General features: G+C 66.1%; 26 protein-coding genes. 8 read left to right on the forward strand and 18 right to left on the reverse strand.

All coding sequences use genetic code 11. The annotated features are described in order from the left end of the window. Window positions 1-25: 25 nt before the first annotated feature. From F9K07_RS28010 to F9K07_RS28025, 4 genes are all read right to left on the reverse strand, one after another. A complete protein-coding gene (locus tag F9K07_RS28010) occupies window positions 26-1,045 on the reverse strand; it encodes an Ldh family oxidoreductase (protein ID WP_159597140.1) in 1,020 nt (339 codons plus the stop codon). Window positions 1,046-1,071: 26 nt separating this feature from the next. Then, window positions 1,072-2,247 (reverse strand): UxaA family hydrolase, encoded by a 1,176-nt coding sequence (locus F9K07_RS28015; RefSeq protein WP_159596509.1) that lies wholly within the window; start codon window positions 2,245-2,247, stop codon window positions 1,072-1,074. A 10-nt stretch (window positions 2,248-2,257) separates the two neighbouring features. Continuing rightward, on the reverse strand, window positions 2,258-2,539 hold the full coding sequence (locus F9K07_RS28020) for a flagellar biosynthesis protein FlgA (RefSeq protein ID WP_159596510.1): 282 nt from the start codon (window positions 2,537-2,539) through the stop codon (window positions 2,258-2,260). 301 nt (window positions 2,540-2,840) lie between these two features. Then, complete coding sequence (locus F9K07_RS28025) at window positions 2,841-3,557, reverse strand: GntR family transcriptional regulator (protein ID WP_159596511.1); 717 nt, start codon at window positions 3,555-3,557, stop codon at window positions 2,841-2,843. A gap of 104 nt (window positions 3,558-3,661) precedes the next feature. Here F9K07_RS28025 and F9K07_RS28030 point away from each other — a divergent pair, with 104 nt between their 5' ends. Beyond that, window positions 3,662-3,892, forward strand: coding sequence for a cysteine-rich CWC family protein (locus F9K07_RS28030; protein WP_159596512.1), 231 nt, complete (start codon window positions 3,662-3,664; stop codon window positions 3,890-3,892). On the opposite strand, the gene F9K07_RS28035 is transcribed toward F9K07_RS28030, so the two are convergent. After that, window positions 3,889-5,007, reverse strand: coding sequence for an AI-2E family transporter (locus F9K07_RS28035; protein WP_159596513.1), 1,119 nt, complete (start codon window positions 5,005-5,007; stop codon window positions 3,889-3,891). The two genes, F9K07_RS28030 and F9K07_RS28035, sit on opposite strands and share 4 nt — an antisense overlap. Before the next feature lie 121 nt (window positions 5,008-5,128). Here F9K07_RS28035 and F9K07_RS28040 point away from each other — a divergent pair, with 121 nt between their 5' ends. From F9K07_RS28040 to F9K07_RS28065, 6 genes are all read left to right on the forward strand, one after another. Beyond that, window positions 5,129-6,640, forward strand: coding sequence for an MFS transporter (locus F9K07_RS28040; RefSeq protein ID WP_159596514.1), 1,512 nt, complete (start codon window positions 5,129-5,131; stop codon window positions 6,638-6,640). Window positions 6,641-6,657: 17 nt separating this feature from the next. Next, window positions 6,658-7,422: a class II glutamine amidotransferase gene (locus tag F9K07_RS28045; protein ID WP_159597141.1), complete on the forward strand. Its 765-nt coding sequence runs from the start codon at window positions 6,658-6,660 to the stop codon at window positions 7,420-7,422. A gap of 82 nt (window positions 7,423-7,504) precedes the next feature. Beyond that, window positions 7,505-8,512, forward strand: coding sequence for an ABC transporter substrate-binding protein (locus tag F9K07_RS28050; RefSeq protein WP_236582076.1), 1,008 nt, complete (start codon window positions 7,505-7,507; stop codon window positions 8,510-8,512). Then, entirely contained in the window at window positions 8,490-9,326 is an 837-nt protein-coding gene (locus F9K07_RS28055; protein WP_442907359.1) for an ABC transporter ATP-binding protein, read from the forward strand. Before F9K07_RS28050 ends, F9K07_RS28055 begins: the two co-directional genes overlap by 23 nt. 94 nt (window positions 9,327-9,420) lie before the next feature. After that, window positions 9,421-10,161, forward strand: coding sequence for an ABC transporter permease (locus F9K07_RS28060; protein WP_442907456.1), 741 nt, complete (start codon window positions 9,421-9,423; stop codon window positions 10,159-10,161). A gap of 136 nt (window positions 10,162-10,297) precedes the next feature. Then, entirely contained in the window at window positions 10,298-10,534 is a 237-nt protein-coding gene (locus tag F9K07_RS28065; RefSeq protein ID WP_159596517.1) for a hypothetical protein, read from the forward strand. A gap of 25 nt (window positions 10,535-10,559) precedes the next feature. Here F9K07_RS28065 and F9K07_RS28070 read toward each other — a convergent pair whose 3' ends face one another. The 10 genes from F9K07_RS28070 to F9K07_RS28110 all read right to left on the reverse strand — a co-directional run bounded on the left by F9K07_RS28070 (window position 10,560) and on the right by F9K07_RS28110 (window position 16,671). Beyond that, window positions 10,560-11,048 carry a hypothetical protein gene (locus F9K07_RS28070; protein ID WP_159596518.1) on the reverse strand — a complete coding sequence of 163 codons (489 nt, stop codon included), beginning with the start codon at window positions 11,046-11,048 and terminating at the stop codon, window positions 10,560-10,562. A gap of 109 nt (window positions 11,049-11,157) precedes the next feature. Then, window positions 11,158-11,454, reverse strand: a complete 297-nt coding sequence (locus tag F9K07_RS28075; RefSeq protein WP_159596519.1) for a VF530 family DNA-binding protein — start codon at window positions 11,452-11,454, stop codon at window positions 11,158-11,160. Continuing rightward, window positions 11,451-12,398, reverse strand: a complete 948-nt coding sequence (gshB, locus tag F9K07_RS28080) for a glutathione synthase (protein ID WP_159596520.1) — start codon at window positions 12,396-12,398, stop codon at window positions 11,451-11,453. Before gshB ends, F9K07_RS28075 begins: the two co-directional genes overlap by 4 nt. 18 nt (window positions 12,399-12,416) lie before the next feature. Next, window positions 12,417-13,604, reverse strand: coding sequence for a benzoate/H(+) symporter BenE family transporter (locus F9K07_RS28085; protein ID WP_159596521.1), 1,188 nt, complete (start codon window positions 13,602-13,604; stop codon window positions 12,417-12,419). A 120-nt stretch (window positions 13,605-13,724) separates the two neighbouring features. Beyond that, a complete protein-coding gene (locus F9K07_RS28090) occupies window positions 13,725-14,171 on the reverse strand; it encodes a hypothetical protein (protein ID WP_159596522.1) in 447 nt (148 codons plus the stop codon). Next, window positions 14,168-14,554, reverse strand: a complete 387-nt coding sequence (locus F9K07_RS28095; RefSeq protein ID WP_159596523.1) for a hypothetical protein — start codon at window positions 14,552-14,554, stop codon at window positions 14,168-14,170. The genes F9K07_RS28090 and F9K07_RS28095 overlap by 4 nt, the downstream gene beginning before the upstream one ends. Next, window positions 14,529-15,245, reverse strand: a complete 717-nt coding sequence (locus tag F9K07_RS28100) for a DUF6862 domain-containing protein (protein WP_159596524.1) — start codon at window positions 15,243-15,245, stop codon at window positions 14,529-14,531. The genes F9K07_RS28095 and F9K07_RS28100 overlap by 26 nt, the downstream gene beginning before the upstream one ends. A gap of 118 nt (window positions 15,246-15,363) precedes the next feature. Beyond that, a complete protein-coding gene (locus F9K07_RS32120) occupies window positions 15,364-15,489 on the reverse strand; it encodes a hypothetical protein (protein ID WP_268894732.1) in 126 nt (41 codons plus the stop codon). 76 nt (window positions 15,490-15,565) lie between these two features. Continuing rightward, entirely contained in the window at window positions 15,566-15,922 is a 357-nt protein-coding gene (locus F9K07_RS28105; RefSeq protein WP_159596525.1) for a hypothetical protein, read from the reverse strand. Then, window positions 15,919-16,671 carry a pre-toxin TG domain-containing protein gene (locus F9K07_RS28110; RefSeq protein WP_159596526.1) on the reverse strand — a complete coding sequence of 251 codons (753 nt, stop codon included), beginning with the start codon at window positions 16,669-16,671 and terminating at the stop codon, window positions 15,919-15,921. Before F9K07_RS28110 ends, F9K07_RS28105 begins: the two co-directional genes overlap by 4 nt. A 4-nt stretch (window positions 16,672-16,675) precedes the next feature. On the opposite strand from F9K07_RS28110, the gene F9K07_RS28115 reads away from it, so the two are divergent. After that, window positions 16,676-16,999: a hypothetical protein gene (locus F9K07_RS28115; RefSeq protein ID WP_159595539.1), complete on the forward strand. Its 324-nt coding sequence runs from the start codon at window positions 16,676-16,678 to the stop codon at window positions 16,997-16,999. A gap of 106 nt (window positions 17,000-17,105) precedes the next feature. Here F9K07_RS28115 and F9K07_RS28120 read toward each other — a convergent pair whose 3' ends face one another. The 3 genes from F9K07_RS28120 to F9K07_RS28130 all read right to left on the reverse strand — a co-directional run bounded on the left by F9K07_RS28120 (window position 17,106) and on the right by F9K07_RS28130 (window position 25,745). Beyond that, window positions 17,106-17,576 (reverse strand): hypothetical protein, encoded by a 471-nt coding sequence (locus tag F9K07_RS28120; protein WP_159596527.1) that lies wholly within the window; start codon window positions 17,574-17,576, stop codon window positions 17,106-17,108. Next, a complete protein-coding gene (locus tag F9K07_RS28125; RefSeq protein ID WP_159596528.1) occupies window positions 17,573-23,980 on the reverse strand; it encodes a hemagglutinin repeat-containing protein in 6,408 nt (2,135 codons plus the stop codon). Before F9K07_RS28125 ends, F9K07_RS28120 begins: the two co-directional genes overlap by 4 nt. 151 nt (window positions 23,981-24,131) lie before the next feature. Next, window positions 24,132-25,745: a ShlB/FhaC/HecB family hemolysin secretion/activation protein gene (locus tag F9K07_RS28130; protein ID WP_159596529.1), complete on the reverse strand. Its 1,614-nt coding sequence runs from the start codon at window positions 25,743-25,745 to the stop codon at window positions 24,132-24,134. Window positions 25,746-25,770 lie beyond the last annotated feature (25 nt).

Genomic DNA, 25,770 nt, shown 5'->3' on the forward strand with positions numbered 1-25,770 from the left:
TCTCTTGTTCTTTCGTGGGCCAAGGTCAATGGCCTTGCGCGAGTTCGCGCAGCGACTGCAGCAAGGGTGAGGGAATGTTCAGGCCTTCGGCTTTTGCCTGCGCGGCCAGGCGCTCCCGGCGCGCGCCGGGCAGGCGCACACCGGCCTCTGCCTGCATGGCCGCCACAAGGGCTTCGAGGCGCGCCTGGTAGACCGGCATGCCCGCCATGCCGGCCGGGTCGATCGCGATGAACAACTGGCCGATGCGCGGGCGGTTGCCTTCGGCTTCGAAGAACGAGTCGGCCTCGGCCCCGAAGCGCGCGCCGGTGAGCGAGATGACGAGCAGCTCGACCATCAGCGCGAGCATGCCGCCCTTCACGCCGCCACCGGCCGAGCCGAAAGGCAACATGGAACCCTGGAGCGCGGCGGCCGCGTCGGTGGTGGGCTGGCCGTGCGCGTCCAGCGCCCAACCGAGTGGGATGGGTTCGCCCTTGCTGGCCGCCACCATGATCTTGCCGCGCGCCACTTCGGACAACGACAGGTCGATCACCAGCGGTGCCGCGCCCTGGCGAGGAAACACCGCCGCCAAGGGGTTGGTGCCGAGCAGCGCGCGCGCACCACCGGCCACCGGCATGGCGGCCGGTGAATTGCCCATGGCCAGGCCGACCAGGCCGGCGCGCGCCACCGCTTCGAGGTGGTAGGCCGCGGCGCCGAAGTGGTGGCTGTTGCACACGCCGGCAATGGCGATGCCCTCTTGCCTGGCGCGTTGGATCGCTTCGCCGATCGCCAGCTCGCAGGCGGGAAATGCGAAGCCATCGTCCGCGTCGACCAGCACCGAGGCGCCACGGCCCGCGCGCACGCTCGGCGTGGCATCGCCGTCGACGCGGCCGGCGCGCAAATGCCCCGCGTACATGGCCACGCGCGAGACGCCGTGCGAGGCCAGTCCTTGGGCGTCGGCCGCCACGAGCGCCCGCGCGGTGGCGCCAGCCTGCAAGGGGCTCGCCCCCGCGGCGCGCAGGGCGGCGTCGGCCAGGAGTTGAAGTTCAGCGATCGAAATCATGGACAGCAAAGAGACCGGCGTGCGCACATCCCCTACGCGCTTTCGAACAGGCGCGTGAGCACGAACTCGCGGTGGCCCAGCGCCTCGGCGGCGGTGAGGCGGCCGTTGGCGGTGCGCAGCATGCATTCGAGCAACTGGTCGCCGGTCTGGTCCATGGTGCGTTCGCGCTGCAGCAGCCCGGAGCAGTCGACGTCGACGTGTTCGCCCATCGTGCGCACCGTTCGCGGGTTGGCGCAGATCTTGATGACGGGCACGATGGCGTTGCCGATCACGTTGCCCTGGCCGGTGGGGAAGAAGTGCACGACGTAGCCCGAAGCCGCGCAGAGCGTGACCATCTCGGCCGCGGCGGACGAGGAATCCATGAACCACAGGCCCGGGTGCGTGGGCATCTCGGCCTTGTCGAGCACGCCGTCGACCGTGCACTGGCGCCCGATCTTCTGGATGTTGCCCAGCGCTTTTTCTTCGATGGTGGTGAGGCCGCCGGCGATGTTGCCTTTGGTGGGCTGCGATTCGGAGAGATCGGTCGTCTTGTTGCGGTTGATCATGTCCTGGTAGCGGTTGAACATCTTCATGAAGTCCGCGCGCACCTGGTCGTTGGCGCAGCGCGCGGCCACGATCTGTTCGCCACCGGTGAGCTCGGAGGTCTCGCCGAACACGAGGGTGGTGCCCAGCGGGTGCAGCTTGTCGAAGGCATCGCCCACGGTGGGGTTGGCGCCGCAGCCGCTGGTGGTATCGGACTCGCCGCATTTGGTGGAGACCCACAGGTCGGAGATCGGGCACTGCTCGCGTTGTTTCTCCGAGGCCCACTGCACGTACTCGCGCGCCACGCGGGAGGCCTTCATGATGGTTTCGTGGTCGCCATGGCCCTCGATGCCGAAGCCGGTCACGGGTTTGCCGGTCTTGGCAATGCCTTCCACCACCTTCTGCGTCCAGCCGTCCTCGATGCCGATGACGACCACAGCGGCGACATTGGGATTGCAGCCGGTGCCGATGAGCGTGGCGAAGTGCAGGTCGAGGTCGGCGCCGAACTGCAGGCGGCCGTAGGGGTGCGGGATCGCCATCACGCCCTTGATGTTGTGGGCCACCGCCTCGGCGGCGGCGTTGGAGAGGTCGTCCAGCGGAAGCACCACCACGTGGTTGCGCACGCCCACGCGGCCGTTCTCGCGGCGGTATCCCCAGAAAGTCGTGTTCTTGTCGATGACGGACATGTGTGTTTCCTTACCAGCGCTTGGTCTTGATGTTCTGCACGTGCGCGTGGCCTCCGAGCGGGATCGGTGCGACGACTTTGCCGATGTCGACGCCGTACTTGATGACGGTGTCGCCCGTGGCCATGTCTTTCATGGCGACCTTGTGGCCCAGGGGGATGTCGGCCTTGCAGGGGATCTGCACGGTCCGGTCTTCGTCCAGGATGAGGGCGGTGAGCGACTCGCCGGCCTTGACGCCTTCGACCACGACCACGGCAACGCTGTCGTTGGGGTCGTGCAGTACGCAATGGATCATTCGAAATTCCTCACGTTGATCGTGGTTTGTGGAGGGCTCTTGCGGATTCCGGCCGGTCTTCACAAGCTGAATTCAACTATATCATCTATATGACTTTGGCAGGGCCAAAAAAAACGCCCCGAGGGGCATGGTTTTCCCGGGGGCGTGGTGACCTCCGAGGCACGGTCTTCTCTCCGGCGAGCGTGCTCGAACCCAGAGGCATCGAGGGTCCGGCTGCGCCGGCACGAGATGCCGTCCCCCCTCGAAGCGCCAAAGGCGCGCTACAGAGGGGGGAAGCCGCGCAGCGGCGCAGGGGGGTGTTTCACCTCTTCCCGCGCGCGCGCACCACGTAGTCGTGGGTCTGGGTGTTGACGGTAGAGATACGGAACTCGGCGACCTGCCCATCCACCGTGTGCGCCACGCGTTCGATGTGCAGCACCGCATCGCCTTCGGCCAGGCCGAGGTGCTGCGCGCTCTGCGCGTCCGCGGGTTCGATGCGCACGCGCTCGTCGGCGTCGACGATGGTGATGCCGAAGTCGGTCTGGTACAGCTCGTAGATCGTGCCCTTGCGCTGCTCGAACTGCGCTTGCGTGAGACCGCCGTAGAGCTGCGCGGAGATCACGATGCGGTCGAAGATCACCGGCTGGCCTTGCAGGGTCAGCACGTTCTCGATGCGGAACACCGAAGGCGTGCCCGAGAGGCCCAGTTGCCGCGCCTCGGCCGGCGTGGCGCGGCCCTTGGCGAAGTTCTGCATGCTCAGTTGCGGAAACTCGCGCAAGCCGTCGCGCCCTTCGATGCGGAAGAACTGGAACATGAAGCGGTCGCGATCCTGCAGTCCGACGAAGGTGCCACGCCCTTGCTGGCGCACGAGGATGTGGTCGGCCACCAGCTCGTCCACCGCGCGGCGCAGCGTGCCGATGGACACGTTGAAGCGGCGCGCCAGATCGGTCTCGTTGGGCAGTGCGGCACCGGGCGCCACGACGCCGTTGGCGATGTCGGCGATCAGCTGGCGCTTGATCTCACGGTAGAGCGAAGTCACGGCAGGAAGGAGGGGAGGGAACAACGCGCGCGGACGGCACGGACGCGCCGGATTGTGGCACGCGCTTGCGCGCGGCGCCCTCCCAGCCGGCATACACTGCCCCGATGTCTTCGCCCCGCAAGTCCCTGTTGCCCGACCCCGGCCGCTGCCCTCTCTGCGGTGGCGACAACCGCTGTGCGATGGAGATCGAGCGTGAGACCGGCGAGAAGCAGCCACCGTGCTGGTGCATGGGCGCAAGCTTCACGCCCGCGTTGTTCGCGCGCATTCCCGATGAGGCACGCGGGCAGGCCTGCATCTGCGCGGCCTGCGTGGGCAAGGCCGCCGCGCAAACCTAGACCGGTGGCGGCTCGCGTGGCCGCTCTACCGCTTCGGGCGGCAGCACCAGCGTGGGCTCGGGCTGCTGCTTCATGCTGAGCACCCACTCGCGCCAGATCGCCACCAACAGCGCCATCAGCACCGGGCCGACGAAAAGGCCGACGATGCCCATGGTTTTCACACCGCCCACCAGCCCAAAGAACGTGGGCAGGAACGGCAGCTTCACCGGCCCGCCCACCAGGCGCGGGCGCAGGGTCTTGTCGACGATGAAGAGTTCGATCGAGCCCCAGGCGAAGAGCCCCAGGCCCGCCCACAGATGTCCGGAGCCCACGAGGTACAGCGACACCAGCGTGAACGACAGCGGCGCACCGCCGGGAATGAGCGCCATGAAGCCGGTGATCACCCCCAGCAGCACCGGCGAGGGCACGCCCGCGATCCAGTACGCCACGCCCAGCACCACGCCCTCACCCAGCGCGATCAGCCCCAGGCCGGTGACGGTGGCGCTCACCGTGGCCGGCACCACGCGCGAGAAGCGCTGCCACTGCAAGGGCAGCAGGCGCTCACCGATGGTGTCGAGCTGGTCGGCGATGCGCGCACCGTCCTTGTAGACGAAGAACAGCGTGATGAGCATGAAGAGCACGGTGAGCGCGAGGTTGAACACGTCGCCCGTGGCGCTGAGCACCCAGCGGTAGATGTTGCCGATGTGCTGGCCACTGAGGATCTGGACCCAGTCGCCCAGCGCATGCGGCTCGCCCAGGTGCTCGCGCCAATACGTGGCCAGCGTGTCGCCCACCAGGGGCAGGGCTTCGATCCAGCGCGGCGGGGGCGCGCCGTGGCGGTTGACCTCGAGCAGCCAGTTCACCAGCGCACTGGCCTCCTGCAGCGCGTAGTGCAAGGCCAGGGTAAGCGGCACGATGAGCACCACGATCACGATCACCAGCGCCAGGCTGGCCGCCAGGGTGGTGTTGCCGCCGCAGGCGCGCACGCCACGGCGGTACAAGGGCCAGCTGGCAAACCCGATGATGAGCGCGGCCAGCACCGGCACCAGAAAACCACGCAAGAAGTAGAGGCCTGTGGCAACGATCAGCAGCAACAGGCCGCGAACGATCAGGGAGGCGTGCGGAACAGGAGGCATGGCGGAGAACAGACACGAAAGACACGAGCGGCGGACGCGGGCCAATATACCCGACCCCCCTTGGTGTGGCGTATGCTGCATGTCCACGGTGGCCGCGTTGCGGCGCCCCCAGCATCGCGACATGACCCTCCCCCCCGACAACGACCATTCCTTGCCCGCCCTGCAGGCGCGCCACGGCCCGCGTTACCGCTGGCTGCTGCTGTTCTCCGTCATGGTCGGCACCATGGCAGCCATCATGTCGTCGACCGTGATCAACGTGGCCATCCCGGACATGAGCCACCACTTCACGCTCGGCCAGGAGCGTGCGCAGTGGGTCACCTCGGGCTTCATGGCGGCCATGACGGTCTCGATGCTGACCACGCCCTGGCTGCTGGCGCGCTACGGCTACCGCCGCACCTACGAGGGCTGCATGGGGCTGTTGCTGGTGGGCGGTGTGGTGGGTGGCCTGGCCAACCATTTCCCGCTGGTGATGGCCGCGCGCGTGGCCGAAGGTCTTGCCGCAGGCGTGGTGCAGCCGATCCCGGCCATCATCATCCTGCGCGCGTTCCAGCCCCACGAGCAGGGGCGCGCCAGCGGCATCTTCGGCATGGGCGTGGTGCTGGCGCCGGCGCTGGGGCCCAGCCTCGGCGGCCTGCTGGTCGATGCGTTCGGTTGGCGCTCGATCTTCTTCATGGTCGTGCCGTTCTGCCTCGCTTCGTTCTGGCTTGCGCGGCGCTTCGTGCCCACGACGGCCCCCGGCGGAAGTGCGGCAAACCCGCAGGGTGCCGGCCTGGACTGGTTCGGGCTGCTGCTGGCGGCGGTGGGTACCCTGTGCCTGCTCAACGGCCTGGTCGAGTTGCAAGGGGGCACCGCGCTGACCGCCACGCTGTTGTTGGGCAGCGCGGCCTTCATCGTGGTGGTCTTCATCGTCGTGCAACGCCGCACGCTGCGCGCGCGCCAACGCCAACCCGGGCAGGGCGTGGACCCGTTGTTGAACCTCATGCTGTTCAAGGACCCGCTGTTCGCCATGGGCAGCATCGTGGCCTTCATCTATGGCATTGCCCTGTTCGGCTCCACCTACCTGCTGCCGGTGTACATGCAAAGCGGATTGGGCCTCTCCGCCTCCCACGTGGGCACGATCCTGCTGCCCTCCGGGTTCGTGCTCGCCGGGGCGATCGCTGTCGTGGGCCGCCTGGCCGACCGACAACCCACACGCCGCCTGGTGTCCATCGGCCTGGTGCTGCTAAGTGCTTCGTTCGCGCTGATGGTCACCATCGACCCGAGCCGACCGGCACAGATCATTCCTTTGCTGGTGGTCTGGGCCATCCTGGGCCGCGTGGGGCTGGGCTTCATCCTGCCCTCGCTCAACATCGGCGCCATGCGCAGCCTGGACCGCGGGCTGATCCCGCAAGGCGCCAGCGCCATCAACTTCGTGCGCATGCTGGGCGGTGCCGCTGGCGTGAGCCTGTGCGGCATCGTGCTGGAATGGCGCCTGGCGGTGCACGGCGCGCAACTCGCCACCAGCGCTGCGGGCACGCCCGAGCGCGTGGCGGCATTCGAAGAAACGTTTTTGATGCTCGCGGCCATCTGTGGACTGGCCCTGATCGCCGCGCTGAAACTGCGCGAACAGAAACCACCCGAAAAGGTGGCTTGAACACCGAACCCCACCCCATGTGCCAACTGCTCGGACTCAACTGCGCCACCCCCACGGACGCCAACTTCAGCTTCACCGGCTTCTGCCAGCGCGGCGGCAAGACCGACCACCACGCCGACGGATGGGGCATCGCCTTCTTCGAAGGCAAGGGCCTGCGCCTGTTCATCGACCACCAGAGCGCGTCGGACTCGCCCATGGCGGCCTTCCTGCAGCAGTACCCGCTCAAGAGCCGCAACATCATCGCCCACGTGCGCAAGGCCACGGTGGGGGCGGTGGCGTTGGAAAACGCGCACCCCTTCGTGCGCGAACTCTGGGGCCGCCAATGGGTGTTCGCGCACAACGGCGACCTCAAAGACTACGCGCCGCGCCTGCACAGCCACTTCCGCCCCGTGGGCACCACCGACAGCGAGCAGGCCTTCTGCTGGATCATGCAGGAGCTGGCCAAGTCGCATGCGGGCCTGCCCGACGTGCAGGAGCTCACCCTCACCTTGCGCGAACTGGTGCCCCAGGTGCGCCGCTTCGGCACCTTCAACTTCCTGCTCTCCAACGGCGAGGCGCTGTGGGCGCACTGCAGCACCAAGCTGCACTGGCTGGTGCGCCAGCATCCCTTTGCGCAGGCGACCTTGATGGACCAGGACTGGACCGTGAACTTCGAGGAGCTCAACCACCCCGGCGACCGCGCGGCGGTGGTGGTAACCACGCCCTTGACCAGCAACGAGCAGTGGACCGCCTTCGAGCCCAACGAGCTCAAGGTGTTTGTGGACGGCCTGCCCTTGCCGTGATTACCCCGATGGCCCGAGCCCCCCTCAAGGGCTAGGATTCTTGCTTCATTTTCAGGAGACGAACATGCAAAGACGACACCTCATGGCCGGTGGCCTGGCCGCAGCGGTACTGCCCGCGGCCAGCTTCGCGCAGACGATGGAAAAGCCCAAGCTCACCATCGCCGTGGGCGGCAAGAACCTGCTGTACTACCTGCCGCTGACCATCGCCGAGCAGCTGGGCTACTTCAAGGCCGAGGGCCTGGACGTGACCATCGTCGACTTCGCGGGTGGCTCGCGCGCACTGGCCGCCGTGGTGGGCGGCAGCGCCGACGTGGTCTCGGGCGCGTTCGAACACACTGTCAACATGCAGTTCAAGGGCCAGCCCATGCGCGCCTTCGCCCTGCAGGGCCTGGCGCCGCAGATCGTGCTGGGCGTGAACCCCAAGACGATGCCGAACTACAAGACCATCACCGATCTCAAGGGCAAGAAGATCGGCGTGAGCGCGCCGGGCAGTTCGACCAACGTGATGGTCAATTTCGTGCTCGCCAAGGCCGGCCTGAAGCCGAGCGACGTGAGCATCATCGGCGTGGGCGCGGGCAACGGTGCGGTGGCGGCCATGCGCTCGGGTCAGATCGACGCCATCAGCAACCTCGACCCGGTCATCACGCTGCTGCAGCGCTCGGGCGACCTGAAGATCATCTCCGACACGCGGGTCGTGGCCGAGTCCGAGAAGGTGTTCGGCGGCCCCATGCCCGCGGCCTGCCTGTACGCGCCGCAGCCCTTCATCGACAAGAACCCCAACACCACGCAGGCACTGGCCAATGCCATCGTGCGCGCAGACAAATGGATCCAGGCGGCTGGCCCGAACGACATCATCAAGACCGTGCCCGAGAGCTACCTGCTGGGCGACCGGGCGGTCTACATCGACGCCTTCATGGCCGCCAAGGGCGCGCTGTCCAAGGACGGCAGCATTCCGCCCAAGGGCGCGGAAACTGCCTTCAAGGCGCTGGCCAGCGTGGACGCCGATCTGGCCAAGGCCAAGCTGGACCTGAACGCGGTCTACACCAACGCGTTTGTACTCAAGGCGAATGCCAAGTACCCCAAGGGTTGATGTGACGGGTCCGGCGATCGATCTGCAGGGCGTCTCCTGCACCTTCATCAGCAAGGACGACCCCGGCCAGCGCTACACCGCCGTGCGCGATGTGGACCTGACCGTGGGTGCGGGCGAGTTCGTGAGCGTGGTTGGCCCGACCGGCTGCGGCAAGAGCACCTTGCTCAATGTCGCGGCCGGCCTGCTGGCGCCCAGCACGGGCACGGTGAAGGTGTTCGGCCAGGCGCTGGAGGGCATCAACACGCGCGCGGGCTATATGTTCCAGACCGAGAGCCTCATGCCTTGGCGCACCGCACTGGGCAACGTCATGGCCGGCCTGTCGTTCCGTGGCGTGCCCGACGCCGAAGCGCGCGCACAGGCCGAAGACTGGCTGCGCCGCGTGGGCCTGGGCGGCTTTGGCGACCGCTACCCGCACCAGATGAGCGGCGGCATGCGCAAGCGCGCCAGCCTGGCGCAGACCCTGGTGCTCGACCCCGACATCATCCTGATGGACGAACCCTTCTCCGCGCTCGACATCCAGACGCGCCAGCTGATGGAGAACGAGGTGCTCGACCTCTGGGCGGCAAAAAAGAAAGCCGTCTTGTTCATCACGCACGACCTGGACGAGGCCATCGCCATGAGCGACCGCGTGGTGATCCTGAGCGCGGGCCCGGCGAGCCACCCGATCGGCGAGTTCGCCATCGACATTGCGCGCCCGCGCGACGTGGCCGAGATCAAGTCCACGCAGCGCTTCGTCGAACTGCACGCCGCCATCTGGGGCGTGATGCGCGAGGAAGTGCTCAAGGGCTATCAACAACAACTCAAGGTGGCCTGACGCAACCATGTGGAAGCTGATCCAACCGCGGCCTGGAACGCTGCGCCTGTGGCAACTGGGCTTGCTGGTCGCGCTCATCGGGTTCTGGTACCTGATGACCACGCCCGGCCTCATACCGCCCTTCATGTTCGAGAACGACCGCCAGGCGGCGTTCTTCTTCGGTGAACCGCTGCGCGTGGCCGAGCGCATCTGGACCTGGTTCGTCACCGACGCCGATATCTACAAACACCTGGGTGTCACGCTCACCGAAACCGTGCTGGCGTTCGCCATCGGCGCCGTGGGCGGCCTGCTCGGCGGCCTGTGGCTGGCGCTCTCGCCCATGGCCTCGGCCATCCTGGAGCCGTACATCAAGGCCATGAACTCGATGCCACGCATCATCCTCGCGCCCATCTTCGCGGTGTGGTTCGGTCTGGGCATCGGCAGCAAGGTCGCGCTGGGCGTGACGCTGGTCTTCTTCATCGTGTTCTTCAACGTCTACCAGGGCGTGAAGGAGGTGAGCCCGGTCATTCTGGCCAACGCGCGCATGCTCGGCGCGAGCCAGAAGCAGTTGCTGCGCCACGTGTACCTGCCGAGTGCGACCAGCTGGGTGTTCAGCTCGCTGCACACCAGCGTGGGCCTGGCTTTCGTGGGCGCAGTGGTGGGCGAATACCTCGGCTCCAGCCAGGGGGTGGGCTACCTCATCCTGCAGGCCGAGGGCAGCTTTGACATCAACACGGTGATGGCCGGCATCGTCGTGCTCACCGCCTTCGCGCTGGCGCTGGACGCTGCGGTGGGCCGGATCGAGAAGCGGCTGATGAAGTGGCAGCCCAAGGTGGGAGAGACCGAGAAGCTGTGAGAGCGGGCCGCGGAGTCTGCTCTGCGCGCCGCAAGCGCCTTTCCCAGGCCCGTCGCCGTGTGCAGTGACGAACAGTCACGGCGCCACGAAAACGCCACGATGCGCCCATGAGCATCAACAGGACGAGGGACGCGCAATGAATGCCTGGGACTTGGTGCAGTGGCCCGCCATGGTGGCCACGATGCTGGCCGCCTGGCTGGTGGCGTCGCGGCAACCCGCGCGGCGCCATGTGGGCTTCTGGGTGTTTCTATGGAGCAATGTGCTCTGGGTCGCCTGGGGTTGGCACGCGGCGGCTTATGCGCTCATCGCACTGCAGATCGGTCTGGCGGCGCTGAACATCCGGGGTGCCGTGAAGACGGAGGAAGCACCCTGACGACCACCCCCGCACGCGAATACCATCAGGGCTGGTAGCAGGCGCCCGAAGCGTCGTGGTGTATCCCGATGAGGTCGCCACCCGAACCGCCAAAGACCCCACCACCGGTGAAGGTCAGGCAGCCCTCGCCCTTGTAGAGCACGAACATGCGGCGCGCGTCGTTGCCGAAGTAAAACGGAATCCAGCGCTTGCCTGATTCGTAGGTGTGCAGGCGGTCGGGCGAGCGGCCCAGGGCGGTCTGCACTTCCTGCATGTCCATGCCGATCTTGAGCCCGGTGAACTTGCTGCCGGGCCGTGCCTTGCCCTTGATTTCGCCTTCGTACGAGCCATCGCGCGACTTGACGGTTTGCGAGTCGCTGCTGGCAGCGGGCGCACTGGCTGCGGGTGCCGCTGCAGCCGGGGCAGGCGTCGCTGCGGGCTGGGAAGACGATCCACCGGTCAGGTTCTGCACGGTGCCGCATGCGCCCAGGAATGTAACGGCAGAGATCAAGGCAAGTTTGGGGAAAGACAGCATGGAGCTTTTGTTGGTGAGAAGGGTTGAGGACTTTGAGGCCATGAGCGGCCACGGCAACGGGGTTGACCCCCGCGCATTGTGGCGCGAACCACAAGCCTTGCCACTGCCGCTAACCCCGACCTGCGCGCCGCTCCTCGCGCAACATGAAGAGGTAGAGCCCTTCCACCTTCTCTCGCGCCCAGGGCGTTTTGCGCAAGAAGCGCAGGCTGGAGCCGATGCTCGGATCAATGTTGAAGCAGCGCACCGGGATGCGTTCACCCAGACCGTCCCACCCGTAGTAGTCCACCAGCGCGGTGAGAATGGCCTCCAGCGTGAGGCCGTGCAAGGGATTGCGCGGTTGTTCCCGGGGTGCGGCGGCCTCGGCTGGCGGGCCCGGCTTCGGGACGTCCGGCGTGTCGGCGGTCATGCCAGCGCCGCCTCCAGCGCGTCGACAAACATCGCGGGCACGTCGAAACCGGTCTGCTGCTGGATCTCCTGGAAGCAGGTGGGGCTGGTGACGTTGATCTCGGTCACCTTGTCGCCGATCATGTCCAGGCCCACAAGCAAGAGGCCGCGCGCGGCCAGCGCGGGCGCGATCGCCTCGGCCACCTGGCGGTCCACCTCGCTCAGCGGCTGCGCCACGCCCTTGCCACCGGCGGCCAGGTTGCCGCGCACCTCGCTGCCCTGCGGAATGCGCGCTAGCACGAAGGGTGCCACCTGGCCGCCGATGAGCAGCAGGCGCTTGTCGCCCTGCACGATCTCGGGCAGGTAGCGCTGCACCATCACGCTGGTGGCGCCGCCCTGGTTGAGCGTTTCGATGATGGAGCCGAGGTTCATGCCGTCGGCACCCACGCGGAAGATGCCCATGCCGCCCATGCCGTCGAGCGGCTTGAGAATGATGTCCTTGTGCTCGGCGTGGAAAGCGCGGATGGCTTCGGGTCGGCGCGTCACCAGCGTGGGCGGTGCGAACTGCGCGAACTCCATCAGCGCGAGTTTCTCGGGGTGGTCGCGCAGCGCGCGCGGGCTGTTGAATACGCGCGCGCCTTCGCGTTCGGCCTGTTCCAGCAAGTGCGTGGCGTAGAAGAACTCGCTGTCAAACGGCGGGTCCTTGCGCATCAGCACCGCATCGAAGCTGCGCAGCGCTTCGCGGCCTTCCTTCGTGACGGTGAACCACGCATCGGCATCGCCGGTGAGCGTGACGTGGCGCACCTGCGCCGTCACGGGTTGGCCGCTCTGCCACTGCAGGTGCTCGGGCTCGCAGGCCGCCAGCGTGTGGCCGCGCTTTTGCAGCTCGCGCATCATCGAGAAAGTGGTGTCTTTGTAGATCTTGAAGGCTTCGAGCGGGTCGGCGACGACAAGGATTTTTTTCATGGCATTCGGGTGGGTCGATCAAGGCTTGCGTTTTGCAGCGAAGGCGTACTGTTGCACAAACAGCGCGATGGCGCCGGCGACCACGCCCCAGAAGGCCGAGCCGATGCCGCCGATGACCACGCCACTCAGCGTGACGAGAAATGTGATAAGTGCGGCCTCGCGGTGGGCTTCGTCCTTCAGGGCCGCGTGCAGGCCCCCGCCGATGCTGCCCAGCAGCGCGATGCCGGCGATGGCCATCACCAGCTCGCGCGGGAAGGCGATCAACAGGCCCGTGATGGCCGCGCCGAACAGGCCGATGAGCACATAGATGCCCCCGCACACCACGGCAGCGGTATAGCGTTTCTTCGGGTCGGCATGGGCCTCGGGGCCCATGCAGATGGCGGCGGTGATGGCGCTCAAGTTGAGGGCAAACGCCCCGAAGGGTGCAAGCACCAGGGTCGCCAGGCCGCTGATGGTGATGATCCTGGAGATCGGCATGTCGTACCCGGCCGCGCGGATCGCCGCCACGCCAGGCAGGTTCTGCGAGGCCATGGTCACCACGAACAGCGGCAGCGCCAGGCTGGTGAAGGCAGCCAGGCTGAAGGCTGGCATGGTGAACACCGGCATGGCGAGTTCGAAGGTGACCGCGCCGCCATTGAATTGGCCGCGCGCCACCACATACGCCACGGCGGCCAGCAGGGTCAGCGGCACCGCATAGCGCGGCGCGAGCCGCCGGCCGAGCAGATAGGTCAGCAACATGAGCACCACCAAGGGGAGCGCGGTCTGCGCGGCGGCGAAGGCTTGCAGACCGAAGCGCGTGAGCACGCCCGCCAGCAAGGCCGATGCGATCGCCATCGGAATGCGGTTCATCACCCGCTCGAACCAGCCCGTGGCACCGACCAGCACGATCAACGCGGCGCAGACGAGAAACGCGCCCACCGCGTCGGCCATGTTGAAGCCACCGGCCAAGCCCGCCGTGGCCAGCACGGCGGCACCCGGCGTGCTCCAAGCCACCATGACTGGCTGGCGCCAGACCAGGGAAGGAATGGCCGAGCACAAGCCCATGCCCAGGCCAAGCGCCCACATCCAGGAGGTGATCTGGGCCGGCGTGGCGCCGAAGGCCTGCGCGGCCTGAAAGACGATGGCCACCGAACTGGTGAAACCGACCAGCACGGCGACGAAGCCGGCGGTGGCGGCGGAGAGGTTGACGTCGCGGAAAAAGGACATTGGGGGATTGTGCCCGGGGTGCTGGAACGCAACGCCAGTGGTTTGCGCAAGCCATCGCCTGCTCTGGGCAGGGGGCGGTTGTTATTGCGGCAGTTGTTCGTGGCTGACGGTGTTGGTGATCTATTGGCAGTTCACGGGTACACCGTCGGGCAACTCGATGATCAGTTCGCTGTCGAGAGACTTGGGCATGTCGAGGAAGCGGCGGTAGCCTTCCAGCGCAGCCTTGTATTGCGCGAGGGTGCAGCACCAGATGGGCCATTCGGGACATTCGCCGAAAACGCTGTGTTCGAAGCGGACGCGGGAGCGGGTGATGTGGTGGGTGAAGCCTTCACCACCGGTTTCGAACGAATCTAGAGCGCCATCGTCGACTTTTTCAACGGCATGCATTGCCTCATCCAAATCGCCATGGCGATTTTCTAGGAAGTCCGACAGTGCCCCACTGAGAACGTAAAACGGATGACTCTCCCCAAAGGGGAGATCGTTGATGTTTCGTGCCTCCCTCAGTATGGGAGGATGACCGTGTGCCGAATGCATCCATCGGTAAAAAAACCGGATTCGAACGTTCATTTCATTTCCCATAGATCGGGTACGCGGTTGCGCGGGGAGCGACATACCCACACAAACGCTTCATAAACCCCATTCGCATCCGGTGCAGACACCATCTGTGTCACCCGCACATCCCCGCTCAGGAGGGTATGCCCACCCGTCACCTTGCCCGTTTTGGGGTTGTAGTCCGCCCCAATCGTATGCGCGATATCGACGGGTAACTTTCCTTTTGGCAAAGATGGCAGCGCGCTCACGTTCTTGATGCTGCCCATCCCCCCGCCACTGGGCAGGTTGGCCGCCTGCACACCCATGAGCCGGCCCACTGTGCGGATATCTCCTTGCTCATAGGCCAGGGCCAGCTCTTCGCGCTGTGCGGCGTCATCGCGCCCAGCAAGTACGGCCATTGCTCGGGGTCTTGCACCGTGGTCCAGAGTTGTCCCGCGCCTCGCGCAGCGCGGCTTGCGCCTGAGGGTCGCCCATCAGGGCCTGCATCGCTTTCTGAGCGCCACCCACGAGCGACTCGATGCCCTCGCGCAAGGTGTCGAGGTAGCCCCCCACGATGTCGCCCGTGGCGGTCCCGCCCATGGTGTTGCGCGCCAGCAGCAAGGTTTCGTCGCGCTCCTGAAGCGCGCGCAGATCGAGGTCTGGGTCGATCGCGCGGATGTATTCGGCGGCGGCCACGCGCACGTCCTGGCGTGCGGCCTGGCATTGCGATGAGTTGCTGCCTTCACAGGCGGCCAGAAACTTGTTGCGCTCCTTGTCCAGCATTTCCAAGCGCTGGATGTCGGCGGAGCAGGCCTGGTCGCACTTGCCTTGCAGTTGCCGGAACTTCAGGTCGGCCAGTCGCTGGGCCTCGACGTGGCGCAGGTAGTTGTTCGCCGCCGCGTTCTCCCCGGCCATGGGGGCGATCGTCACACTCTGCGCATCGCCATCGGTGTGCATGGCCACCAGCGCGCCGCCCAGACCCGCAATGAGTCTGGCGAAGTTGGTGATGTCCGCGTTCGATCGCGTGCCGTCGTCGATCCACTCCGCGGCCAAGTGCCCGAGTACGGCCCCGGCTGCCCCGGCCGCGCAGCCTTCAGAATCGGTCTGCACCGCACCCGCCGCAAAGCCCAGCAAAGCGTGTGCGAGCAGGTTTTGATGTCACCTCAAACTGCACCCCACCCCCGCCATTGCCGCCAAGACCTTGCTTGATCTGCACATCGTTGGCCACTCACACCCGCATGGTATTGCCGGCCGGGACCGTCACGTCGGCCACATGCGTCGGCACCTGAGGCAAAGCGTACTTGCTCGCGGTCTGCTCGGGCGTCAGTCCCTTGATGTCATCGGCTCGCATCATCCACGAACCCGCCATATCGGATTTGTTTGCTTCAACGACGTACCGCGCACGAACTGCTCGGACGCCGCAAGACTCCTCAGCGAGAAAGTTTTGACGCGTTTGAACCCATGAGGTCCCGTGCGACGGCGACTTTCAGTCTTTGAAGCTTTGAGCACTTGGCTTCGTACTTTGCTAGCTTCTCTCGTTCCACCAGAGCCCTGCCTTCAGCCCGGGGCACTTCAACGATCACCACCTCGCTTGCCGAAGCAAGAACGGCATAGATGTCCTCTGCCTGCTCGGGAATCCAATTGAGTACATATGCGCCAGCAATGTTCACATCTGCCAATTCAAGCGCGATCGTTAGATTGCCATAGCCCCCATCCTGCAGCGCGAGGTTCGATCGCACCAACTCATCGCGTATCTTCTGTTCGGTGCGACTTCCAATGAGCTTCATTTGAGCAATCCTGGGAACGTACTTACGAGGTTGCCGAAGCGGTCGGTCATGATCGTCATCACCGAAGTAGCTTGGTTGCCATTGAACCTGTCGGTCCCGATGACCCGGCCTGCGTCGAATTCGCGTAGATATCGAATGCCCCCTGCGCTCTCGATACTCCGAACAATTGGTAAATCTACCACTGACTGACTCGACAGTATCGACCGCAGTTCGACCTCAGACAGCAAGAACTGGCTTGCATTGGATTTTCCTGAAAGATGACGAGCAATCACGTGCTCCATGACTTCATTGGACAGATTGATGCGCGATCCAACACGACCAGCATCACTCGCAAATCCCTTTGCCGCGTCGCCTACTTTTAAGACTGCAACAAGCGCTTCCGCCGAAGGCTCCCCCACCTTCTTCAAGACACCCCCGGCTATGGGAATCACCCCGACCGCAGCCCAGAAGCGGCTGACCGCTTCCCCCGTGAGGCTGCTCTGCCCCGTGATGAGCTGGGCGAACGATTCGGCGTTGCCGTAACCCGGGTAGAGCTCGAACACCAATTGCGCCATCTGCTGCGCCTGCTGCGATGTCATCACCCCGCGCTGTGCGATCTCGGCCAAGTTGCCCGCCTGCTCCAAGGCCACCATCTGCCGGTCGATGCGCTGCAGGTCTTCTGCCGTGCAGTTCGCACCGCACACGTTGACCAAGCGCGCGTTCTCCTGGCTCACCGTGCGCCGCACATTGGCGAACGGGCTGTGGCTCACGTAGTTGTGCGCAGCCTGGTTGAACGAGGTGCTCGCGCCCGCCGCGCCCCCCCGCCGCACCACCGACCACCGCCCCCACCACCTGCGTGAGCCCTTGGCGCACCGGCTCGGACAGGTTCAGGCCGGCGATCTCCTCGCCCAGCACAGGCACCAGCGTGGCGCCGGCTGCTGCGCCCACGGCACCGCCTACCCCACCACCGAGCAGGCCAATGGCGGTGTGCATCGCCACGCGGTATTCGCCGCCTTCGTCCCACTTGCGCGCTTCGGCCTCGTTGCCTTGGCGGCGCAGCTCCATGGCCTTGGTGTCTCAGCCTCCTCGGATTCGTAAACCAACTTTTGAAGTCACCGTCGATGGGAGGTCTCGAGATCTGCACATCGTTGGCAACAGACGCGCGCACGGTGTTGCCCGCCGGGACCCTCGCATCGGCCATTTCCTACTTCATTTGATCGCCAGTGCAGGTTGCAATGCCGGTCTGCGGGTCGAGCACGTAACTCCACCAACGCGTGAGCAGGTAGACCACACAGCCAGGGCGCCAGATGCCTTGGGGCTCAGCATCAGTCGCGGCGCGTTCGTCCATGGCCAAGCGGGTGAACGGGTCGAGATAGCCGTCTTCCGTATATGCACCATCGATCAAACCTTGCTGGTGCCATTGCCTAGCCATCGCGTGCTTGTCAGGCCAACTTGGACTTCCGGGGTTCTCAACCCTGCGCACCTGCCAGACCACCTCGTTCTTTGCATTCAGACGAAAGACATTGTGGTTGGCCAGTTCTATGTCCGGCCAATCCTTTCCCGTTGGAAACTCGGGTGTTGAATAAGGACTGAGATGTACCAGGCGGCCTCCGTCTCGAAGTGCCACGCTATCGCAGACTTTCAGAGCGCAGAAGGCAAGGATTTCTTTGGTCATTGGATCTGCCTTGGATTGGAAAACCAACCTCGAAATTCCTCAATATCTTTTGGCGCGCTCGTCACCTCAAACTGCACCCCACCCCCACCGCCATTGCCGCCAAGACCTTGCTTGATCTGCACGTCGTTGGCCACCGACACCCGCATGGTATTGCCGGCCGGGACCGTCACGTCGGCCACATGCGTCGGCACCTGAGGTAAAGCGTACTTGCTCGCGATCTGCTCGGGGGTCAGGCCTTTGATGTCATCGGCTCGCATCATCCACGAACCCGCCATGTCGGACTTGTTCGCCTCAACCACGTACACGCGAACGAATTGCTCGGTCTGGTCCGTTTGAAGCGTGACCACTCGAGTGTCCGACACAAAGGGGGCCACGAAACCCGGGTTCGATTTGGTGACTGCAAGGTTGATGGCGTTTGCTTCATCCACAGATACCACCTTCGCCCCCTGCGGCAAGCGCTGCCCGATCAACACATCGGCCTCGGCCCCCGTGATCTCCACCGCCGACTTCCAGCCTCCCATGGGTGACATCGCCCGCGCCGGGTCGGCCAGCGAGCCGTCTCGGTAGATCCCGTTGACGATTCTCGCGGCCTCGATCTCGCCAATCTCCTTGCCCGTGCGGGCCAGAACCATCTGGCGCACCACGGTCGTCGTCAGCGCCTTGGCCACGGCGAGCTTGCCCAGCAGCGCTACGTCCATCGCGATCAAGCCCAGCTCGGCCACATCGCGCATGGCCGGCGCGCGCTGGATCGCGCCGATGGCGAGGTCGAGTTCCTGGATGCTGCGCCGCGCTTCGGCCTTGGCCGCCTCGCTGAGCGCCGGATCGCGCAACAACTGCTCCAGTTGGGTTTTCTCGGCCTGCAGCGCGCTCTCGCTGAGCACACTGGCGTAGTCGATGGTCCCGCTGTTCCTGGCGTTCTTGAGCTCGTATTCCTTGAGCACGCGGATCTCGCAGGCCGCGTCGCCTGCGCTGCGGCAGGCGCTCAGTTTCTGGTGCTTGCTGCGCAGATCGGCCGCGCTGAGGTAGTTCTGGGCGGTGGCCGTCAGGCCGCTGGCCATACCGGCGCTGCCTCCGACCGCTGCACCCACCGTGGCGCCTGCCGCCTGCACCAAGGCTTGCTTGATCTCCACCGGCAGGTCCAACGCGGCAATATGCTCGCCCAAGGCGGGCACGGCGATCTGGCTCACACCAGCACCGGCCGCGCCGGCCACACCACCGCCGGCCAAGCCTGCCAGCGCGTGCAGGGCCACACGGGCAGCACCTCCTTCCTTCCAGGTGTCCTCCAACGCGTTGGCCTCGTCCATCATGGCTTGGCGCTTCACGGAGTCGACTTCGGAGGCGGCAGCTTCTTTCAAGCGCTGCGCTTGGGCCAATTGCCCATTGGCGTAACTGCCGATGGCTTTGGCGGCTTGCTGCGCAAACGCCTTGGTGATGACCACCTGGGCTTCGACGTCGTCTCGGGCCTTGTCCTTTTCGAAGATGGGCACAAGGCCGCTCTGGGCGTCGCCCGTGCGCGCTCCCTTGTCGCCCGCGATGCCGGAGATGGCTGCCGTGGTGGTGCTGCTGGCCGAGCCCGAGGCCGATCCGACGCCCGCCCCGCTGTTGCCCAGTTGGCTACCCACCCCCACGCTCCCGCCCACGCTGCTGGCCTCGAAGCGGGCGCGGTTGTGCACGTCGCTGAGTTCAATGCCGCCTTGGCCCTCGAATCGGTTGCGTTCCTGCTCCAGCGCCGCCTGCGTGCTGGTGATGGCTCCGCCGATGAGGGTGGTCTTGCCTTGCACCTCCACCTGGAAGCCACCATCGCCTGCGCGGATGGCGCTTTGTTCGCCCACCGAGGCGAAGTCGGCGTTGATCTGGGTTCGGCTCGCGCTGGCACTGGCGCCCCCCGCGCTGCTGGCCGAGCCGCCCTTCGTGGAGCTTTGTTCCCGCCACACGCTGCTGTCTTGCGGGCTGTGGATGCGCAGGTCTTTGCTCACCTGGGCCTGCACGGTGTTGGCCGCGATCACTGCACCCTGAAGTTCGGTGTCGCCCCCGGACTGGAGCGTGACCTGCCGCCCAGCTTCGATGCGGGTGTTGCTGTGCAGGCGTTCTTCACCGTCGCCCGATCCTTGACCTGAACTGGCGCTGGCGCTGAAGGACCAGCTGCCGTTGTAGGTGGCGCTCACGCTGGCGCTGCTGCTTTGCGTGCGGCTGTGTTCTGCCGCGGTGTTCTGGGCGGCGTGCAGGTGGATGTCGCCTTGTGCGCTGAGCGCGGCGCTCTCTCCGGCCTGGATCTGGCTGCCACGCACGAGGATGTCGGAGTCCTGGCCAGCCCCACGGGCGATCAGGCGCACGTCACCAGCGGCGCGCACGCGGGAGCCGCGGGCTTCATCGGAGCTTTGCTCGTGCAGGCTTTGGCTGCTGCTCGATCCCAGGGTGAAGGTGATGCCCACGCCGGACTGAGGATCGGCTGCGGCACTGGTGGCCGCACTGGATGCGGCGTTGTACGCCTGCAAGCCCGCTGCTGCCGCCCCCAGGGCTTGCATGCGGCGGTCTTCGGTCTTCTCGGTGGCCTCCAGGGTGTTGCCGATGTTCTGCGTGGCTTCGACCAGGCTGCCACCCGCGCCCACGCTCAGGCCGCTTTGGCGGAACCTCTCTTCCACGCGGCGGTGTTCGCCGGTGCGCGCTTCAACGATCTGGAGGTCCTGCGCGGTGATGGTGATGTCGCCGCCTCGGGGTCCAAGAACCGAGGGTTGGGTGGTGAGGGTTTCCACCGGCGGTGTTTCAACGAGCGGGGGTGGCGTAGGAGGCGTAGGAGGCGTGCGAGAGCCCGCAGCGATTACGTCGGAGCCGACTTGCCGGTAGTGCCGCCCGGCGACGATGTTCACGTCGCCTGCGATGGCGCCGATGGTCGAGGCGGCAGCGCCTGTGGATGTGCGCTGTTCGTCCCGGCTCTGGGCCTGGCTGCCCAGCATGGGGCCACCCCCACTGTCGATCAGGCCGCTGTGTTTCTCTTCGCGGTAATGGGTGCTGTCCGAACGGGTCTGCGCGGCCGTGATGCTCACGTCGCGCCCGGCCCGCAGCGCCGTGCCCTGGTCGCTGATAACGCTGGAGCCGACCACGGCCAGGTCGTGCCCGGCCTGGATGTCTACCGTGCGCCCGCCGATCTGGCTGGAGACGGCCTCGCTCGTGTTCACGGTGCTGCGCGTGGTGAGGCTGCCACTGGCGAGGAAGTCGCTGCTCTTCTTGTGGTGCGCGTCGGCGTAGTCCAGGGTCTGGGTGCCGGCTTCGATTTTCACGTCGCGCGCGGCCTGGGCGCTCAGATCGCCCTGGGCTTGCACGTTGGCCGCGCGGGCGTGCAGGTCGTGCCCGGCGCTCAGCTCCACATCGCCTGCGGCTTCTATGCGCGTGCCCAGCTCCTGGGTGCGCGTGGTGCGCTGGCGGTGGTCGGGGCCCCAGTGCAGATCGTCGCTGGCACTGGTGCGGGCGGTGTCGAGGTTCAGATCGCGCCCGGCGCTGATGAGGGTGGCACCGTTGCCATCGTTGCGGATGTCGGCACCGGTGAGGGTCACGTCGCGCCCGGCCTGGGCGAGCAGCACGGCGGCTTCGTCGCTCACGTACAGGCGCGCTTGCCGGTCGATGCCGGTGCGCTCGAAGGTGTTGTTCCCGGCCTGCGTGGTGGTCGTGCGGGTGGTGCTGGCGACGGTCAGATCGCGCCCGGCATCGAGCACGATTGCATCCTTGGCTCTGACTTCGCCACCCCGGATGTGAATGTCGCGCTCTGCGTTGAGCGCCACAACGTCACCGGCAATCTGTCCGCTGTGCCTGATGTCGCGGCCCGCGCTGACTTGCACGAGTTGCCGACCCGCCACGGTGCCGCTGTTGAGCACATCGCCGCTCATGTGAATCTGCACCGTGTTGCCCGCGATCAGCGCACCGCTGGGACTCAGATCCCCCGCCCGAGGCGCGAGGTAAACCCGGGGCACGAGCGCCTTCTCGGTTCGTCCGTCGGGCAAGGTCACGTCTTCGGCCACCAGCCAGACGATGTCGCTGGTGAGCGCGGCCATTTGCTCCGCGCTCAATGTGATGCCCGGGCGCAGTTGGAATTCCTGCGCAAAGGTCAGCCCCGCGTTCATGAGCGCGAGGAACTGCGCTTCGTCGTCCCGGTGGTCGCCCAGGAAGCTCTGGCCGGTGAGCTGGCCCACCTGCTCGCGGATGAGGCGTTGTTCGTAGAAGCCATCACCGAGGCGCTTCTGTACGCTGTTGGGGTCGCTGGAGAGCGCCTTGAGCAGGTAGTCCGAGCCGAGCCACTGGCGTTGATCGGCGAAGCGCGGATCGGTCTCGATCAGGGTCTTGCCCTGCGGGTCGGGATTGGGCTTGAACAGGCCGCTGTGGATCACCGGTGGGATGGCTTGTCCACCCTGGCTGCGCGCCACATTGATGGGCGCGCCTCGTTCCTGCACCGCCTGGTACGGGCTGCGTTCGTAGAGCCGGTCGTCGTTCTTGAACAGGCCCTCTTCGCGCCGCCAGCTGTAGACCGCCTGCCCGCTGAGCTCGGTGCGCGCGAGTACCTCGCTGCCCCGGTTCTCCAAACTGGCCCCTTGCACCTTCAAGGCCCCGCCAGCCATGATCTCGCTGTTGTGGTTGAGCAGTTGGGTGTTGGCGTTGAGGGCCATGTCCCCACCCGAGACGATCTGCCCCGGCGCGCTGCGCACCACACGCGGGTTGAAGTCCGTGCTCTGCGCATCGATCACCACCCAGTCGACCAGGGTGCGCGCGGCCACACTGGCGTTGTAGGCGCCGATCTTCTGGTCCAGCGCGTCTTGTTGTGCGCGCTTGTGCGCGTTGTACTGCGCCATCTGCTGCTGCCAGGCCGGGTCTTCGGAGCCGCCCTGGGGTGGCGGCTCGGGCGGCGGGCCGAACGGTGCCACACCCAGGCGTTGCCAGATCGGGTGCTCGGGTGCGTAGGTGTCCCGATAGGTCGGGTTGCAGTCCGAGCCCGGGCAGGGCTCTTCGGTACGGCTGGCTTCGAGCTGGAAGCTGCCGCTCCAGCCCCCCAGGGGAGCGGCCCACTGCGCGGCCAGTGCCGGGTATTGGCTGAAGGGGTAGTCCCCCGAGGGCAGCAGCACCTGCCATTCGGATTTGTCCTCGTACCGGTCCAGCCGGTCGAAGTTCATCCCCAGTTCTTCGGCCTTGTAGTCCACCCCCTGGTGCCTCAGGCGCAGGTAGCGCTGGCCGGGCTGGGCCACGAGCTCGGTCTTGAAGTGGTCGTTGGCGTTGACCAGGACCGGGGTGGTGATGGCCAGATCACCCTGTGCTTCGATGCGCGCTGAGCGATTCTCGATGCGCTCGGTGGCGGTGAGCGCCATCTTGCCCAGGCTCAGGAGTTCGGCGCCTTCGGTGTTGTGGATCTGAGCGGCCTGGATGTTCAGGCTCTCGCGCGCGGCGATGACGCCGCCTTCCTGGTTGCGCACCTCGCTGGCGTTGCCGATCTGGACGTCCTGCCCATAGATCCGTCCCTGGTTGATGAGCTGGCCGTTGGGCAGCAGGGTGAGTTGGCCCTGGCTGGCGAGGGTGCCGCGGTGGTTCACGCCCAGGCCGTCTTCGCTGCCCACCAGGAAGATCTTGCCGGCGTACATGCCACCGATGGCGGCCGTGTCGAGCCAGAAGACGGGTTTGGGGATGCCGGGGGCTTGGGGGTCGGGGGCGATGGGGGTGGCAGAAACTTCCGGGGTAGTGGTGGCCGAGCCTTGTCTGACGCGCACCTCGGCCGCACCGCCCACCACGCTCAGGTACTGGGCCCAGATGGCGGCGTTGACTTCGATGGCGCGCGCCAGGATGGCGGCGTGGCTGGCACCGCGCATGTCCAGCCCCAGCCCGTCGACGTTGATCTGGCCACCGCGCACGCGGAAGGACTCCAGCGAACCGCTGTTCATCACCGGGGTGCCGGTGGTGAGCGTGACGGCCGAGGCGTTGATGAAGCTGCCTCCGTTGACCTGGATGCCTGCGGGGTTGGCAACAATCACCTCAGCGCGCTGGCCAGCGACTTCGATCGGGCCTTTGAGGTACGAGGGGTTGGTGCTGTTGACTTCGTTGAGGATGATCCGCGCACCACCTGTGGCCAGCCACGGGTTGCCGGGTACCCAGCCGCCGAGTTGGGTTTGAACGTTGGTGCGGCTGTTGTTGAGGATGGCGCCCTGGCCATTCACGTCGAACTGGCGGTAGGTGTTGCGGGAAACACCGGCGGCGCTCGGGGTCTGGATGTTCACCAGGGGCACGCCGTTGGGGGCGCTCAATACCGTGGGGCGCTGGCGACCCGGAGCGTTGGGATCGGCCACGATCTGGGCTTGGGCGCAGACGATGACCAGCAGGCTGCAAAGACCCGTGGCCGTGGCAACGGCTGCGCGCCGGTGGTGCTTGTTCATGAAGGACTCCCTGGAAGTGCTTGTGGTGACCGGGCGAGATCACAACAAGCGTCGGCGTCAAAGTAAATCGGTCAAAGGCACGGCCTGTGGCGGCAAACGCACAAGACCCAGGCCTGGCCTTTGTGCGGTCAGATGCGCGCGGACCGACAGGTCAGAAACTGGCGGCGAGCCAGAAGCCAACCGTCATATGGGCCGTGCGAAAGCCCTCGGGCTTGTGCAGCGGCCAACCGGCGAAGACCTCGTACTGCGCCGGTCCCACGCCGCCTCGAAGGCCCAGAACGGCGCCGGTGAGGCGCTTGCCCACCAGGAAATCCGCCGACGGGCCGCTCACCTCGCCGTGGTCCAGTCCGATGAAGGCGCCGTGTCCGCTCGTACCCAGGGGGGTGGCAAGTTCATTGCGCAAGAACCATCCGCGCTCGGCGCTCAGGTTGTATTCGCCATCGAACCCCCGCACGCTGGTGCGCCCGCCGATGGCAAAGCGCTCCTGCGGCGACAGCGGCGTTCTGTTGATCTGACCTCGCCATTGGCCGCTGTAATGCCAGGCACGTGCGCCCAGGCGAAAAGGAAACTGCCAACGCGCGTCACCCTGCACGAGCGCGAAGCGGGAGGTTCCTTCGCCAAAGGCTTCTTCAGGCGCGGCCAGGGCTCCCAACGCACCGGTGCCGCGCCGGACATGCAGACCCAGGTCGAGCGTGCCGCGGTTCACCAGAGCGCGGTGCTCCACACCCAGTTGCCAGCCGCCCACCTGACGGCGCTGCACCTCGATCTCGGTGTCGTCGATGAAATTGCGCGACTGGCGTGCGAAGCCCTGCCATTGCAAGGTGGTGGTGTGAAGCACGTTGCGGTTCAGCAACCGCGACACGATGAGCGTCTGCGAAGCGCTGCGGCCACGGTACACATAGTCCTGCGAAAGCCCCGCCACGCTTTGCAAGTAGCTGTGTTCGTTCAGGTCCAGGGCCAGCAGGTATTTGCCCCAGGGCAGGGAATAGTGCAATGCGTTGCCGTGGGTGCCGCGCCGGCCCGGATCGCCGCCGCCCAGATCGCCTTGCGTGCCCAGGTTGAGCAGATCGTTGAGGCCGAAGGGGTTGTCCAGGCTGAGTGTCGCGCTGGCCTGGTAACGACCCGTACCGTGCGTGCCGCTGTCGTCCAGGCTCAGGTTCAGGCGCAGCGGCCGCGGCTGGCGCCAGCGAATGACCAGGTCGCTGTCGTTCGACGAGCCCGCGGATTCGATTCGAATGTCGACATCGGCGCTCGGCACGCGGTTGAAGTTGTCCAACGCCTGCTCGATGTCTCGCAGGTTGAGCACATCCCCGGGACGCGCGGACCATGCCGCCCGCCATGACGGGGCGCTGGCCGCCCGAGGGTCGGCATAGCGGATGTGTCGAATGCGCCCGGGGATGAGCGTGAACACGAGTCTTCCCTGTGCCAGGTTCTGGGGCTCCACCATCACGCGGCTGGTGACGAAGCCCTGTTCGCTCAAGGCCGCTTGCGCGCGCTGCGCCAGCACACCAATGCCTTGCTCGCCGAGGCAGCGCGGCAAAGGACTGTTAAGACCATCGACGCCGTTCAGGTGGTCCAGCACCCAGGCGAAGCGCTGCGCCTCGGGGCCGTTCAGTTGCAGCTCATGGATGACGTGGCAAGGCTGTTCGTCCTGCGGCAGACGCTGGGCGTGCGCCGCGCCCCACAACGCGACCCCCACGGCACCCCACAACACCCGGCACGCCACCGCACGGCGCACCATTCCCCGCGATTCTTTCGACGCCATGCGTCCCTCCCCTTTTCAAACCAAG

The organism is Hydrogenophaga sp. BPS33, from assembly GCF_009859475.1.
Taxonomy (GTDB): domain Bacteria; phylum Pseudomonadota; class Gammaproteobacteria; order Burkholderiales; family Burkholderiaceae_C; genus Hydrogenophaga.

Coding starts and splice junctions, on each gene's coding strand:
- F9K07_RS28015 (WP_159596509.1), bottom strand. CDS start 2,247: ATGTCCGTCATCGACAAGAACACGACTTTCTGGGGATACCGCCGCGAG.
- F9K07_RS28020 (WP_159596510.1), bottom strand. CDS start 2,539: ATGATCCATTGCGTACTGCACGACCCCAACGACAGCGTTGCCGTGGTC.
- F9K07_RS28030 (WP_159596512.1), top strand. CDS start 3,662: ATGTCTTCGCCCCGCAAGTCCCTGTTGCCCGACCCCGGCCGCTGCCCT.
- F9K07_RS28035 (WP_159596513.1), bottom strand. CDS start 5,007: ATGCCTCCTGTTCCGCACGCCTCCCTGATCGTTCGCGGCCTGTTGCTG.
- F9K07_RS28040 (WP_159596514.1), top strand. CDS start 5,129: ATGACCCTCCCCCCCGACAACGACCATTCCTTGCCCGCCCTGCAGGCG.
- F9K07_RS28045 (WP_159597141.1), top strand. CDS start 6,658: ATGTGCCAACTGCTCGGACTCAACTGCGCCACCCCCACGGACGCCAAC.
- F9K07_RS28050 (WP_236582076.1), top strand. CDS start 7,505: ATGGCCGGTGGCCTGGCCGCAGCGGTACTGCCCGCGGCCAGCTTCGCG.
- F9K07_RS28055 (WP_442907359.1), top strand. CDS start 8,490: ATGCCAAGTACCCCAAGGGTTGATGTGACGGGTCCGGCGATCGATCTG.
- F9K07_RS28060 (WP_442907456.1), top strand. CDS start 9,421: ATGACCACGCCCGGCCTCATACCGCCCTTCATGTTCGAGAACGACCGC.
- F9K07_RS28065 (WP_159596517.1), top strand. CDS start 10,298: ATGAATGCCTGGGACTTGGTGCAGTGGCCCGCCATGGTGGCCACGATG.
- F9K07_RS28070 (WP_159596518.1), bottom strand. CDS start 11,048: ATGCTGTCTTTCCCCAAACTTGCCTTGATCTCTGCCGTTACATTCCTG.
- F9K07_RS28075 (WP_159596519.1), bottom strand. CDS start 11,454: ATGACCGCCGACACGCCGGACGTCCCGAAGCCGGGCCCGCCAGCCGAG.
- gshB (WP_159596520.1), bottom strand. CDS start 12,398: ATGAAAAAAATCCTTGTCGTCGCCGACCCGCTCGAAGCCTTCAAGATC.
- F9K07_RS28085 (WP_159596521.1), bottom strand. CDS start 13,604: ATGTCCTTTTTCCGCGACGTCAACCTCTCCGCCGCCACCGCCGGCTTC.
- F9K07_RS28090 (WP_159596522.1), bottom strand. CDS start 14,171: ATGAACGTTCGAATCCGGTTTTTTTACCGATGGATGCATTCGGCACAC.
- F9K07_RS28095 (WP_159596523.1), bottom strand. CDS start 14,554: ATGGCCGTACTTGCTGGGCGCGATGACGCCGCACAGCGCGAAGAGCTG.
- F9K07_RS32120 (WP_268894732.1), bottom strand. CDS start 15,489: ATGATGCGAGCCGATGACATCAAGGGACTGACGCCCGAGCAGACCGCG.
- F9K07_RS28105 (WP_159596525.1), bottom strand. CDS start 15,922: ATGAAGCTCATTGGAAGTCGCACCGAACAGAAGATACGCGATGAGTTG.
- F9K07_RS28120 (WP_159596527.1), bottom strand. CDS start 17,576: ATGACCAAAGAAATCCTTGCCTTCTGCGCTCTGAAAGTCTGCGATAGC.
- F9K07_RS28125 (WP_159596528.1), bottom strand. CDS start 23,980: ATGAACAAGCACCACCGGCGCGCAGCCGTTGCCACGGCCACGGGTCTT.
- F9K07_RS28130 (WP_159596529.1), bottom strand. CDS start 25,745: ATGGCGTCGAAAGAATCGCGGGGAATGGTGCGCCGTGCGGTGGCGTGC.